The 13,475-nt window shown below is 71.3% G+C and carries 9 protein-coding genes; 1 reads left to right on the forward strand and 8 read right to left on the reverse strand.

The genetic code is table 11. From position 1 onward, the window contains the following. Positions 1-211: 211 nt before the first annotated feature. A complete protein-coding gene (locus OG883_RS39010) occupies positions 212-967 on the reverse strand; it encodes a helix-turn-helix domain-containing protein (protein ID WP_266551687.1) in 756 nt (251 codons plus the stop codon). Between the two features lie 55 nt (positions 968-1,022). Here OG883_RS39010 and OG883_RS39015 point away from each other — a divergent pair, with 55 nt between their 5' ends. After that, a complete protein-coding gene (locus tag OG883_RS39015) occupies positions 1,023-2,255 on the forward strand; it encodes an MFS transporter (protein ID WP_266553230.1) in 1,233 nt (410 codons plus the stop codon). Positions 2,256-2,348: 93 nt separating this feature from the next. Here the strand turns inward: OG883_RS39015 and OG883_RS39020 are convergent, their stop codons facing one another. The 7 genes from OG883_RS39020 to OG883_RS39050 form a co-directional block, all read right to left on the reverse strand. Beyond that, positions 2,349-2,696, reverse strand: a complete 348-nt coding sequence (locus OG883_RS39020; RefSeq protein ID WP_266551688.1) for a hypothetical protein — start codon at positions 2,694-2,696, stop codon at positions 2,349-2,351. 309 nt (positions 2,697-3,005) lie between these two features. Next, on the reverse strand, positions 3,006-5,510 hold the full coding sequence (locus OG883_RS39025) for a SpoIIE family protein phosphatase (protein WP_266551689.1): 2,505 nt from the start codon (positions 5,508-5,510) through the stop codon (positions 3,006-3,008). A gap of 190 nt (positions 5,511-5,700) precedes the next feature. Further along, positions 5,701-6,384: a formyltransferase family protein gene (locus tag OG883_RS39030; protein ID WP_266551690.1), complete on the reverse strand. Its 684-nt coding sequence runs from the start codon at positions 6,382-6,384 to the stop codon at positions 5,701-5,703. Continuing rightward, complete coding sequence (locus tag OG883_RS39035) at positions 6,381-9,533, reverse strand: non-ribosomal peptide synthetase (protein ID WP_266551691.1); 3,153 nt, start codon at positions 9,531-9,533, stop codon at positions 6,381-6,383. The genes OG883_RS39030 and OG883_RS39035 overlap by 4 nt, the downstream gene beginning before the upstream one ends. Before the next feature lie 2 nt (positions 9,534-9,535). Further along, positions 9,536-10,570 (reverse strand): NAD(P)-dependent oxidoreductase, encoded by a 1,035-nt coding sequence (locus OG883_RS39040; protein WP_266551692.1) that lies wholly within the window; start codon positions 10,568-10,570, stop codon positions 9,536-9,538. Then, positions 10,567-12,528 carry a fatty acid CoA ligase family protein gene (locus tag OG883_RS39045; RefSeq protein WP_266551693.1) on the reverse strand — a complete coding sequence of 654 codons (1,962 nt, stop codon included), beginning with the start codon at positions 12,526-12,528 and terminating at the stop codon, positions 10,567-10,569. Before OG883_RS39045 ends, OG883_RS39040 begins: the two co-directional genes overlap by 4 nt. Next, positions 12,528-13,475 (reverse strand): hypothetical protein, encoded by a 948-nt coding sequence (locus tag OG883_RS39050; protein ID WP_266551694.1) that lies wholly within the window; start codon positions 13,473-13,475, stop codon positions 12,528-12,530. Before OG883_RS39050 ends, OG883_RS39045 begins: the two co-directional genes overlap by 1 nt.

Consider the following 13,475-nt stretch of genomic DNA (forward strand, 5'->3'; position numbering starts at 1 on the left):
CGACCTGGGGTTGGACCGGTGGATGGGCAGGCCACCCCGGTTGACGGACTCCGAGCTCGTCTGCCTGGTGGTCGCGCAGGCACTGCTTGGTTTCGCCTGCACGCTCATGGTGCGCGCCCGCACCGCCGCACAGCCCCGTCTCACCCGAGCATCGAAATCCGGTCAGCTCCCCACCAGTTGGCTCCTCAGCGACGCCTCATCACGCCACCAGTCACTCGGTCCGCCGGCGGGGTTGGTGTGTCCCTGGAGTGTGTCCGAAGGTACGGCGGAAGACATCGATGAACGCACTGGCGGACGACCAGCCGCACATGTGTGCCACGGTGGTCACCGGCATGTTCTCGGCAAGCAGGACCAGGGCCTGGTACAGACGCAGTTGGGTGCGCCACTGCGGGAAGGTCATGCCGAGTTCGGCCTTGAAGAGGCGGGAGAGGGTGCGGTCGCTGGCGCCGACCTCCCTGCCCAGTGCGGCCAGGGTGCGGTCGTCGGCCGGATTCGTGCGCAGGATCTCGCACACTGCCTTCAGCTGAGGGGCGGTTGGGGAGGGCAGGTGCAGGGGCTGCTGGGGTGAGGCCCGCAGCTGGTCGAGCAACACGGCCCGCAGCCGCCCGCGTTCGGGGCTCTCGTCGTGAGGGGTATGCGTGTAGACGAGGATCAGTTCACGGAGGAGGGAGCCGACGGTCAGCACGGTCGGCTCGTCCAGGCCGAGCGGGTTGTCACTCGCGGGCAGGCCGACCAGGTGCAGTTCGAGTTCGCCGTGGGCCTGGTGGGCATGCACGGTGCCGGCCGGCACCCAGATGGCGCGAGTACCCGGCGCGATCCACGAGCCCGCGCTGGTCGTCACGGCCAGCACTCCCCGGCCTGCGTAGACGATCTGGTGGTCGTCGTGGCGGTGGGCGTCTATGGCGGCACCGGGCGCCAGCCACTGGGTGCGGGTCGGCGCTACGGGCTCGTGGCGGATTTTCGTCATTGACTGGCAGTTTATCGGAAGCGCGACACATTGCTCAGCGATGACCATGGCCGATGTGCCAAGGAATAGAACGATCATCATGCTGTCGGTCGGCCATGCCTGCGTGGACATCTACCAAGGCGCTGTCGCCTCGCTCGTCCCGTTCTTCGTCGCCGAGCGCGCCTACAGCTACGCCGCGGTCTCGGGCATCGTGCTCGCCGCGTCTGTGCTGTCCTCGGTGGCGCAACCGGTGTTCGGTGCGCTCACCGACCGCTGGGCGATGCCCTGGCTCCTGCCGGTGAGTACGATCCTCGGCGGACTGGGTACAGCCCTGAGCGGTCTGAGTGGTTCCTACACTCTGACGCTGGCGTTCGTGGCGGTGTCCGGTGTCGGGGTCGCCGCCTACCATCCCGAGTCCGCCCGCGTTGCGCGGCTCGTCAGCGAGGGCAGCCACAGCGCGATGGGCTGGTTCTCCCTCGGTGGCAACCTCGGCTTCGCCGCCGCGCCACTCATGGTCACCGCCGTCGTCGCCTCCGGCGGTCTGCGCCTGTCGCCGCTGCTTGTGGTGCCGGCCCTCGCCGGCAGCGTGCTGTGCCTGCCCGTCCTGCGCGCACTGGAGAAGACAGTACGCGGCGGCTCCGGCACCGCGGTTGTGACGGGCGCGGACGACAAGGCCTCGTTCGTGAAGCTGTCGCTGGCCGTGGTCTGCCGGTCCATCGTCTTCATCGGCCTGAGCACGTTCATCTCGCTGTACGCCCAGCAGCGTCTGGGAGGCAGTACGGCAGCGGGCACCGCGGCGCTGTTCGTGCTCTATCTCGGCGGCGCTGTGGGCTCTGTGCTGGGCGGCAGCCTGGCCGACCGCTGGGACCGGGTCGCCGTCGCCCGTTGGTCGTACCTCGTCACGGTCGCCGCCGTCGCGGGGATCGTGTTCATACCCGGCCCGGCGATCTACGTGTTCGTGGCGCTGACCTCCGCCGGCCTGTATGTGCCCTTCTCACTGCAGGTCACCCTCGGCCAGGACTACCTGCCCACACGGGTGGGCACCGCCGGCGGGATCACCCTCGGGCTGACCGTCAGCATCGGCGGCCTGGTCAGCCCTCTCATCGGCAGTGTCGCCGACGCGACCTCCCTGCGTACTGCCCTGACACCACTGATCCTGATGCCCGCCCTGAGCTGGCTGTTGTTCCGCACACTGCCCGAACCCACCGCGCCGAAGCCCACGGCCGCGGCGCAGCAGACCGGAGACGCGGCGCAGCAGACCGGAGACGATACGGATGCCGAACTCTCTCCCGCGCGCGATCACCGCTGACAACCTGCACGTCCGGCAGCCGGACGACCGCAGCGGTCCGACGAGGCGGTGGCGCCGGGACACGACGCGGTTCCGGGACGGCCCCGGAACCGGTCAGTGGACGACGCTGAAGCTGCGCCACGGCAGGCTGCCGGGGGCGGTCACGTTCGAGGTGGTGGTGGGGACGTAGATGCCGACAGCTTCGTCGGTCTTCTGGCACTGCGGTGTCCGGTACAGGACGACGTCGACCAGGGTGTTGTTCTCCACGTGGGCTGCGCCGTGCGGGAGGCCGATCCTGTGGCAGCCCTGGACGGGGGTGTTCGAGTACGTAACCTCGACCGGGGAGTCGTGGGCACGGAAGCTGAGTGTGCCCACGGTGGTCTTGCCGGCCGAGCAGGCCGTGGCCGTGAGCAGCAGCAGTGCCGCCCCGGTGATGACGCGGATACGCCGGCGGTGGGACATGGTTCGGTCCTCGTCTGTGCGGTGATGGCCGCTGCCCTTGACCGCAGCCTGGCGTGCCGCGCGCCGGGAGGCATCCGGTGCGCACCCGCCGGGATGACGGCCGAAGGAGGGAGAACGCCCCGCGGCGCCGGGCGAGCTACCGCGGGCCTGCTGCCGGGGCAGCCGGATTCGGCCTCCGGGCCGCCGTCGTCACGACGCTGCGGCAGAGGAAGACGGTGGCGTGCCCGTGCTGCGGCAGGTGTTCGCCATGGTCCTCAGCCTTCACCGTTCCTCGTCGGCCCCTCCCCGGCGTCGGCACAAAGGTCTCCCTCAGACGTCATCCGGGCGCCCTGACCGGCCGTACTCGGTGAGCAGAAGGGCGATGTCGTCGGCGCGGTGCGAGGAGCGCCGGGCGTCGTGCAGAAGCCGGTCGGCGAGTTCGTCCAGCGAGTCCGCGCGGCCGTGGGCCAGGGACGCCCGCAGACGGTCGATCCCCACGTCGATGTCGGTGCCGCGCTCCTCGACCAAGCCGTCCGTGTAGAGGGCGAGTACGGAGCCCGGTGGGAGGGCGATCAGGGTTCCCGGATAGGTGCTCGCACGATCCACACCGAGGAGAGGGCCGATATCCAGCTCGAGGACGTCGGTCGTCCCGTCGGGGCGGCGAAGCAGTGGCGGAGGATGGCCGGCACTGACGGCGTACGCCTGGTGGCTGCGGGGTTCGGTACGGATGTAGCAGCAACTGGCCAGCAGCCCGGGGTCGAGGTCGATGAGGGTCCGGTTGGCGCCCGCCAGCACCTCGCCGGGCGTGTGACCCACCGCTGCGAAGGCCCTTACGGCGCTGCGAAGTTGAGCCATGGTGGCCGCGGCGGCGATGCTGTGCCCCTCCACGTCTCCGATGACGAGGGACAACTCGTCATCGGTGAGGATGACGTCGTACCAGTCGCCGCCGATGTCCATTCCGCTGGTGCCGGGCAGATATCGCGCGGCGGTGCGGACGCCCGGGACTGCCGGCAGCCGGTGCGGCAGGAGGGCCTGTTGCAGACCGCGGGCGAGAGCGAACTCCGAGTCGTAGAGCCGCGCTCGTTCCAGGGCCTGCGCGATCAGTCCGGCAAGTGCGGTGAGGACGCCGCGGTCCTTGGCGGTGAACGGATGGGTCTCGTCGAAGCCGAGAACGCAGGTGCCGACGGGGCGGCTGGAGGCGATCAGCGGCAGATATGCCCAGGAGTTCACCTCGCCCGTGGGGATGTCCGGGTATCCCTGGGAGAGGTCCTGCCGCGACTCGATGAAGAGCGGAGCCCCGGAGGTCAGGGCCTCCGTACCGGGCAGACGGGCGTGCAGAGGCACGCCCTCCAGCCAGTCGAGGAAATTCTCGTGGTGGCCGGTGTGGAACAGCAGGTGCATCGTTCCCTCACGGACCAGGTAGATCGCCAGCTGCTGGCCGCCGAAGGCAGGGAGAAGCTGGTCGGCGACGACGTCGCAGACTTCGCGGACGGTGACTGCCTCGGTCAGCGCGCTGCCCAGCTGCAGGACGTGATACATGACGCCCAGGCGCGCCGGTGCGGCCGCGGGTGCCGGCACAGCCGACGGGGCAGGTGCTGTTGTCGCGGCCGGGGCGGCAGGTGCCCTCGCGGCCGGGGCAGGATGCCCCACGAGGACCACCCGGCCGGTCACCCCGTCCGCCTCCGGATGGAGGTAGAAGGCGAGCCACCGGTCGGGCGGGCGGCATGCAAGGAAGGAGACCGGCGCCTGCGAGATCATCGCCGACCGGTGCCGGTACTCGAAATCGGGGTCGGACAGCCACGGCAGCACGTCCCAGAGACACTGGCCCAGCAGCTCGTCGCCGCGCACGCCCAGCAGCTGCTCCGCGCTGTGGTTGGCGTAGCTGACCCGTCCGTCGGGAGCGAGGGAGAGGAGCCCGTCCCGCAGCCGCTCGACCGCAGCGACGGCCGCACTGCCGGCCCGCGCGTCGACGACCGCGCCGACCAGATGGGTGCGCGCCCGCGCGTCGTCGATCTCCGGCGCGCGGCCCCACAACTCGACGAAGCGGTGTCCGCCCCCGCCGTCCCCGCGATCTCGTAGGCGCAGGCGCCGCGCGATGATGCGGCCCTCGGCGGCTGCCGCGCGGGCCCCGGCCCGGAAGGCGGCCAGGTCACCGGGGTGCAGGCAGGAAGCAAGTGTTTCGGCTCGTCCGTCGAAAGCGCGCGGGTCGATACCGAAGATCTCGCAGAGCTCGTCGTCCACGGTGAAGGTGCCGGCGACGAGGTCCCAGTCGAACAACCCGACCCGCACAGCCGATTCCGAGGGAGCCGGGGACTCGACGGGAGCCGTCCGCGCGTCGCACTCGAGGGGGTCGCCGGTACGGGCCCGGAGGGCGGCGAGGGAAGCGCCGAGTCGGTTGGCGATGGTGCGCACCTGGCGGCGCTGCGCCTTGGACAGCCCTTCGCCACCCTGAGACGCCCCCCAGACGACCGCCAGTGCCCCGAAGGTCTCCCCGCCCGCGCACACCGGCACGGAGCAGGAGCCGAAGGCGTACGGCAGAGCCACCGCGAGCTGGGGAAACCGGCGCATCGTCTCGTCGGCGCCGGTCAGGTGGATGGTGCGCCCGGAGCTGTACGCCACGGCGACCGGGATGGGGCTGCTCACCGGAATGAGGCGCCAGCCGCCCAGCAGGGAGGGCGGCACTCCGCACGTCGCGGCAAGCACGATCGAGCGGCGGTCGCCGGAGCGGAGAAAGACACTCCCGGCGCGCGTGCCAGTTCCTGTGACGGCTTTGACCACGGCGGCAGCAAGCAGATCCTCGCGCTCCGCAGTCTCACCGGCGATCGTCCCGCGCATAATCCCAGTGTGCGCAGAGCCGGCCCCACCGGCCCACTACGGCAACCCAGCGAGACATGCTGATCACAGATCGCAGCGCGCCGGCCGTGCCCGGGCGGGGCCGGCATCGGCGCGGTCCTGACAGATGTCAGAGGTGTGGTGCCCATGCGCCGGCTCGGGCCGGGCCGGGCCGGCGCATGGATGGCTCGCGTCATCGCAGGGCTGTGGCGAGCTCCGGGAGGTAGCCGGCCAGGAAACCCAGGTCGGTGGCGCGGGCGAAGTTCGGGTGGCTGCGGTGCTGGGTGAGGCGCGCCAGTGCTTTGCGCCCGAAGTAGTCGCCGTCGTCCGCGCCGGTGGGTGGGGTGGGCTCGCCGGCCCAGGCGGGGTCGGCCGCCACAAGGGGCACGCAGCGCTCGAACAGCTGGTGGCAGGTCTGCAATCCGCGGCGCAGCACCACGTGGTACGGCTCGTCCGGGCCGATCGGATAGGAATCGGCGGCCAGAGTGGGTCCGGTGTCGATGCCCTCATCCACCTGGTGGAGCGTCGCGGCGAACTTCCGCTCGCCGTGCAGCATCGCGTACACCAGGGCTACTTCGGGCAGCCCCCGATAGGCGGGCAGCGGGCCGTGGTGGATGTTGAGGATGCGCAGTCCGGTGGACAGCACCGGTGCGCGGAAGATCATCCGGTTGTTGAGCGACCAGACGACGCCATCCGTGCCGGCGGCGACCAGCTCGGCGGCTACGGAGTTGACGTCCGCGACGGCACGATAGGGAACGTCGGCCCGAGCAGCCTCTGCGGCCGGAGCAGGGCCGCAGACCAGGTCCACGGCCAGGTTGTGGTCGAGTGTGTGCTGTACGGCGCGCCAGAGCAGCGCGCCCTCTCCGACGAAGATCACGACGTGCTCCGCAGCGCCTCGACGGTCTCGACGACTCGGCCGAGCGTCAGATTCTCGCTGAGGGAGCCGAGCCGGGCCAGGAACTGCTGCTCCGAGGCTCGGCTCAAGAGGTCTTCGCCGAGTGCGGCCAGCATTTCCAGGACGGCCAGTGAGTCGCCGCCGAGTGCATGGAAGTCGGACGAGGAATCGAGGTCCGTGGTTTCGCAGTGCAGGACGCGGGCCCAGATCTCGGCCGTCGCCGCTGCGGTGCCGGGTCCCGGACCGTTCCCGGTCGCCGGAGGCTTTGGGCCCGCAGGGGGCGTTGCCGGGGCCCTCTCCGGTTCCACCGGCCCATGGCCGAAAGGATTCGGCAACGCATTGCGATCCGTCTTGCCGCTGGCGGTCTCCGGCAGCCCGGAGACCGCGCGTACGACCGAGGGCACCAGGTGGGACGGCAACGACTGCTCCAGCTCCGCCCGTACGGCAGCCTCGTCGAAGGCAGCCGCGCCCCCGGCCGGCACCACGAAGGCGCACAGGGCCGGCGTGCCGGTGTCGGGCCGGGGGCGGGCGACCACCGCGGCCTGTGCGATGCCCGGCAGAGCGGTGAGCGCTGCCTCGGCCTCGCCCGGCTCGACCCGGTGACCGCGGATCTTCACCTGGGAGTCGATCCGGCCCGCGTACTCGAGTTGCCCGTCGGCCAGGCGAAGCACCAGGTCGCCGGTGCGGTAGGCGCGTCGGCCGTCCGGGAGCCAGACGAATCGGTCGGCTGTCAGGTCGGGGCGGCCGAGGTATCCGCGGGCCAGCTGAACGCCGGTCACATGGAGTTCGCCGAGCTCGCCGTCGGGGACTTCGTTCCCCCGCTCGTCCAGAACCGCCACGGAGGTGCGGTGCACCGGCACTCCGATCGGCGCGGACGGGCGTACGGTGTCGTCGCCGACGACGGCGACGGTGCAGGCCACCGTTGCTTCGGTGGGACCGTAGATGTTGACGAACAGACAGTCAGGTCCGAAGGCCGCGCGTGCCCGGCTGCTGCCGGCCGCGGTGAGGTTCTCGCCGCCGACCTGGAGGGCCCGGATGCCCGTGGGGCGGATGCCGAGGCGTGCGGCGAGGTCGAGGTGGGTCGGCGTCATCCCGAGCGTGTTGGCCTGCCGGCCGGAGAACATCTCGCGCAGCTTGAGGTGGTCGAGTTCGCCGGGCACCGGTACGACGGCGCCGCCGTGCAGCAGGGGCGGGAAGATCTGCATGATCGAGAGGTCGAAGCCGGGGGAGAAGGAGTACGCGGCCCGGGTCTCTTCGTCGCACCGCATGAACGGGGATATCCAGCCGACGACGTTGGTCAGGCTGCGGTGCTCGATCTGTACGCCCTTGGGCTTGCCGGTGGACCCCGAGGTGTAGATGACGTACGCCAGATCGTCCGGGCCGGGAGCGGCCGCGGTGAGGGCCGCTCGCTGGTGCTCGTCGACGGTCGCGTCGTCGCTCGCGATGTCCTCGAGGAGGATCGTCGTGCAGCCGCCTCCCTCCGCCTTGGCGCACGCGGGCGTCTCCGTGAGACAGAAGCGGGCCTGCGCGTCGTGCAGCAGCTCCTCGACCCGGCGCGCCGGATTGCGTACGTCGACGGGCAGAAAGGCCGCGCCGGCTTTGAGAACGCCCCAGACTCCGGCCAGGCCGAGTGCCGAACGGTCCGCCAGGACACCGACGACGTCGCCGCGCCCGACTCCCCGGGAGAGCAGTTCGGCCGCGACGGCGTCGGAGCGGCGGTCCAGTTCCGCGTACGACCAGTGCAGGTTGTCGCCGAGCACAGCGGGTGCGTCCGGACGGCGGGCGGCCTGCGCACGGAACAGCTGCAGCACTGTGGTCTCCGGCGAAGGAAGCCCGCCGGGGCCGGGCGCAAGCAGGAGTTCGGCCGCGACGGGCTCCCGCGGCGGTGCCACGGGCGGTGCGTACGGGGCCGGGAGGGCTGTGCCCAGTGCGGACTCGATACGGTCCAGCAGCTCCTCGCAGCGCTCGCCGACGTCCGCCGCCCCGCGGGCGGAGACCACCAGCTCGATGTGCTCGGGAAGTTCCAGCAGCGCGATGCTGACCGGAATCAGGGGCGCATGCACCGGAAGGGCGTACACGCTCGTCGCGGTGAACTCCCCGGCGCTGAAATCCTCCGGCGCCAGCCGGCCGGCGTGGGACACGATGGCCGACGCCGGATACCGGTGCCGTGCCGCAGTGGCGGCGCGCGAGGCGCGAACCAGCGCTGCGGCTGCGGGCAGTGGCAGGCGGGCCAGGGCAGCCTCCGCCCCGGCCGCCAGTTCCTGCCGGGAGGCCAGCGCTGTGAGCAACTGTCGGTGGACCGCGTCCGTGCCCTGGCCGGCCGGGATGTCGAGGAACACCGGCAGGGCGAGATTGGCTGTCGATGACACGCCGGGAGCGTGACGCCGCAGATCCACCGGGACCATGATCCGGGCGGTGGAGCCTGCGACGGCTCCGGCTCCGGCAACCGCGGCCGCCACCTTCGCGGCCAGCGCCGCGTGCCGGCCCGGGAGCGTACGCCGCCGCCATACCGAGCCGTTCCCCGGGCGGCCGCCCAGCGGCGAGCACTTGTCGAGCCCGAGACGAGGCCGCTGACCGGTCCGGCCCACCGCATCCAGCAGCGCGTAGTCGGCCAGCGAGTCGGCGGCGCCGTGGAGCGGTTCGCCACGCAGAGCGCGGAACACCTCGGCGGCCCAGATCGCCGTGCCCTTGAGGTCCATCACGGCGTGGGAGGCGCGGAAGACCACGGTGCTCGGTTCGCCGGTGAGCAGCAGCACTTCGCAGCCCGGACGGCCCTCCGACTCGGCCAACGGGCCGGTGAGCTCAGGAAGGCCCGTGAACGTCGTGCGGTCCAAGCCCCTTCCTTCGGCGACCACGACCCGGGCCGGACGTCCGCTGTCGACCCACGTCCTGCCGCGGCGCACCAGCCGCGAGCCCGGGCAGGACGCCGAGGCCTCGGCCACGGCCCGGCTCAGGGCCAGGGCGTCGATCGGCCCGGCGCCCTCGACGACGAGCTGGAGCACCAGCAGCTCACCCAGTCGGGCAGCGGCCAGATAGGACCACTCGGTCGCAGAGACCGGACGGCGGAATGGGGCCGTGCCGCGAGGACCGGTCCCGGCGCCGTTGGCCGAGGCGACATGCTGCGCGGTCATGACTACTTCACCTTCCTGACGAACTCGTTGACGCCGCCGATGCTGTCGATCCACGCTTCCAGCCGCGCCATCCCGGCGTCGTGGTCCACCAGTGGCGGGGTCAGATCCCGCCGCGCCGCTGACGTGTCGTACGTCGCGGAACGGGTCAACAGGGCCAGCGTGTAACGGGAGAGCGGCGGCGAGGAGCGCTCGGCCAGCGGCGGCAGTTTCCAGACCATGTCCGCAGTGAACGCGAGCGCGCGCAGCAGGCCGTGGGAGACCTGCTTGGTCGGGGGCTTGCCGCCGAACCGCTCGGCGAGGAGGGCGAGCATGCTCCAGATCTCCACCGGCTGCTGGTCGGCGATGAAGTACGCCCGGCCGCCGACTCCGTCGGCCCGCGCCGCCCGTACACAGGCGTCGGCGGCGTTCTCGCAGTAGCACAGCGAGGCGTACACCCGCCTGCCCCCGGAGAGATCGGGCAGGCTCCCCGTCATCATCTTCGCGATCAGCCGCGGCATGAAGCCGGAGTGGTCACGCGGACCCCACACGGCCCGGGGGCGCAGTGCGACGGTGGTGAAGTCCGTACGGTCCGCGGCCAGCACGAGGCGTTCCGCGGCGGCCTTGGTCTCCGAGTAGAGATTGAGGTGGCGTGCGGGGAAGGGCTCGCTCTCGTCGATGTCGAGCTGGTCGCCGCCGCGAATGCCCATCAGCGCGCTGGGGCTGCTGATGAACACGAAGCGTCGTGCGCCGGCTGCCCGGGCCGTCGACACGAGGCGTTCGGTGCCCGCGACGTTCTCGTCCCAGAACTGGGCGCGGGTACCCCTGTCGGTGACCCGGGCCGCACTGTGGTGCACCACGTCGATGCCGTCCATCGCCTGGCGCAGGGAGGCGGCGTCGCGGAGATCTCCGTATGCGAACTCGACACCGGGAACGGTGCGCAGATGGCTCAGATCGCTCTCTTCGCGTACGAGTACCCGCACCTCGTCGCCGACGCGTACGCAGGCGTCGACGATATGGCTGCCCAGGAACCCGGACGCGCCCGTCACCAGTGTCTTCACGCGGCAACACCCTTCGCTTTGCTGCTGCGCCGACGCCACCACGTGGCTCCGAACACCATCGTGAGCGCGGCCGTCGCCCATGGCCTGCGCCCGGTGGCGAGTTCCTGCTCCGCGCGCAGCGCGGACGGTATCTGGACGGCATGGACGACGACGCTGAGGAAGGCGTCGACCCACCACAGCGCGGTCAGCGCCGCATGGTCCCAGGGCAGCAGGGGCCAGGCCGCCAGGTAGGCCCATCCGAGCAGCGGGACGGCGCGCAGCGCCTGGTCGGCGCCGGACGGGCGGCGGCTTCCGGTGAGCCGGTCCTCGGCCCAGCCGGCCAGCAGTTCCCGGCGGATCTTGGCGTTGTGGCGGACGTCCACGGGGAAGGCGGGATGGGGCAGGAAGTCGTCGATCGTCTTGGTCACCGCCTTGTTCGCGCCCAAGGCGCGCAACTCGCTCTCGATGCTGGGCCAGTGCCGCTCGGCGCCGGGCTCGAGCTCGACGCACAGCACGGGTCGTTGCTCTCCGTGCGGGCCGAAACCCACCAGCGCTGTGCGCTTGACCTGCGGATGGGGGGTGAAGACGCCTTCGCAGCGCACCGTGTGCAGGTCGCCGCCCGAGGTGCGGACGCGATGGCTCTTGCGTCCGCAGAACCAGATGCGCCCCTCACCGTCGATCCATCCGACGTCACCGGTGCGGTGCCAACGACGCTCGCCGTCCTGGATCTTGTGCTCGGCATCTGCCTGGGACGACTGGAAGTAGCGGGGGCTGACCGCCCGGCCGCTGACAACGATCTCGCCTATTTCGCCTTCTCCCACGGGCAGGTGGGGCGTCCAGCGGGGGACCGGCCGGTCGCTGACCTCGATGGTGCGCACCGAGGTGCCGGGTGCGGGCCGGCCCACGCAGACACCCATGCCCTCGGCCGGGCCGTCGGCCGGCCCGGCCAGTGCCTCCCTGCTCTCGACAAGTGCCATCGGCAGCGCTTCGGTCGACCCGTAGGTGCTGAACACGCGTGCCTCACCGGGCAGTACGGCGCGCAGCGCGCTCATCAGCCCGGGGCTCACCGGAGCGCCACCGGAGACGACCATGCGCAGTGACGGCACCCGCGCATCGGCCTCCGCCAGATGGGCCGAGAGCGGGCCCAGCAGTGCGGGGGAGGCGAACATGGCGTTCACATCGAAGCGTTGGATCGCGTCGGTCAGCAGCGCGGGATCGGCGGCGCCGACCCGGCCCATGTTCATCTTCGGCACCACCACCGTGCGGCCCGCCGCGAGGTCGAACACGCCCATCAGCGGCAGGGTGAGAAGAGTGGTGGTCATGTCGGCGGTGAAGTGACCGCTCTCGACGCCGTGCGCCATTCCCTGCAGCATGCCGACGGTGATCTCGACCGGCTTGGCCGGGCCGGTACTGCCGGTGGTGTAGCCGATCAGCGCGAGATCGTCCGGTCCGGGCTCCAGCGGAGGAAGGTGCGGCAGGCCTGCGCCGAGGGCGGTCAGCTCCTCGAGTCCGGTGCCGTTCTTCTGGCGCACCTTGATCACGCTCTGCACTCCGGCGAAGGCACGCGGGCGCAGGCGCCGGAGGATGTGCGCGGACGGTACGCCGATGAAGGCCTGGACACCCACCCGGTGGATGCAGTCCAGCATGCGGCCCAGCCCCATGCCGGGATCGACCACCACCGGTACCGCGCCGATGTGCATCAACGCGAAGACCAGGGTGAGCAGGTCGGCCCCAGGAGTCACCAGCAGGGCCGTACGGGTACCGCGGGCGATGCCGTGCCCCTTGAGACCGGCGGCGCACATGGAGACCTTGGCGGCGAGCTCGGCGTAGTCGACCGAGGCGTAGCCGGGCCGGCCGGCCGGCTCCAGTCGGCCGTCCGGATGAATGACGGCTGCCTTGTCGGGCGTACGGGCGGCGTGCCAGGCGAGAAGTTCGGCCAGGAACGCGTCCCGGCGCAGTCCGGTCGTCGTGCCGGGCATCAGCGCGCGGCTCCCTCGGCGTCGCCGGTCAGGTCGTAGAGCGAGGCTGCCGAACTCAGCCCCGCGCCGACGGCGAGGAAGAGGAGCCGGTCATGGCCCGCGAGCCTGCCCGCGTCCTGTGCCTGTCGGAAGCCGTAGGCCAGTGCCGACGTGTGCGGGTCGCCCTTGACGCCTTCGACGGTGACGGCGGCATCGGTTGCCAGGCCCAGGCGCTTGGCGAGGCGGGACGCGAAGTCGGGCGACGGCTGGGAGGTGATGAGCAGCGTGCGGTCGAGGGCGGCCCCCGCCGCAGCGGCATCCGTGCCGTACTCGGCTGCCAGAGCGCCGTGCACCGAGTCGATGGCCAGATCGAGCATCCGCTCCAGTACGCCGCCGTCGCGGTCGACGGCGATGGTGTTCCGGCCCTCGGAGCCGGCCTCGTTCAGCGATATGTATCCGTTGACGCCGTGCGAGCCCGGCAGCGACCGGTGGTGCACCCGGCCGAAGCCCCGGGCGTCGTCGCTGCGCTCCAGCAGCAGTGCCGCGCCTGTGCTCGCGTACGGGAACTCGGCGGTGCCCGCCCTGGTCGGGTCCATCGAGGGGTGCGTGTCGGCCGAGACCACCAGCACCCGGCGGGCACTGCCGGCTGCCAGCAGCGAACCGCCGGCCTGGACGGCGTTGAGCACACCGCAGGCGCCGTTCATCAGGTCGAACGAGAACGCGGCCTGCCTGTCGATGTCATGCAGGTAGTCCAGGTTGATGCCGATGCGCTTCTGGATGAGTGCGGCGACGGAGGGCTCTGAGATGTTGGAGTCGCGGTAGACGCCGACATTGATCAGAACGTCGACGTCCGCGGGCGAGAGCCCGGCCTGCTGGAGGCAGGCGCTGCCGGCCGATGCCGCGTATCCGATCGCGCTGCCGGCGTCGTCGGCCGGGCTGAGTGCGGTGGAGGTGATGACGGTGGCCAT

The sequence above is a fragment of the Streptomyces sp. NBC_01142 genome, from assembly GCF_026341125.1.
GTDB lineage: Bacteria > Actinomycetota > Actinomycetes > Streptomycetales > Streptomycetaceae > Streptomyces.

What these genes read in the sequence shown, in the direction of transcription:
- OG883_RS39010 (WP_266551687.1), bottom strand. Translation starts at nt 967, where the DNA reads ATGACGAAAATCCGCCACGAGCCCGTAGCGCCGACCCGCACCCAGTGG.
- OG883_RS39020 (WP_266551688.1), bottom strand. Translation starts at nt 2,696, where the DNA reads ATGTCCCACCGCCGGCGTATCCGCGTCATCACCGGGGCGGCACTGCTG.
- OG883_RS39025 (WP_266551689.1), bottom strand. Translation starts at nt 5,510, where the DNA reads ATGCGCGGGACGATCGCCGGTGAGACTGCGGAGCGCGAGGATCTGCTT.
- OG883_RS39035 (WP_266551691.1), bottom strand. Translation starts at nt 9,533, where the DNA reads ATGACCGCGCAGCATGTCGCCTCGGCCAACGGCGCCGGGACCGGTCCT.
- OG883_RS39045 (WP_266551693.1), bottom strand. Translation starts at nt 12,528, where the DNA reads ATGCCCGGCACGACGACCGGACTGCGCCGGGACGCGTTCCTGGCCGAA.
- OG883_RS39050 (WP_266551694.1), bottom strand. Translation starts at nt 13,475, where the DNA reads ATGGCCACCGTCATCACCTCCACCGCACTCAGCCCGGCCGACGACGCC.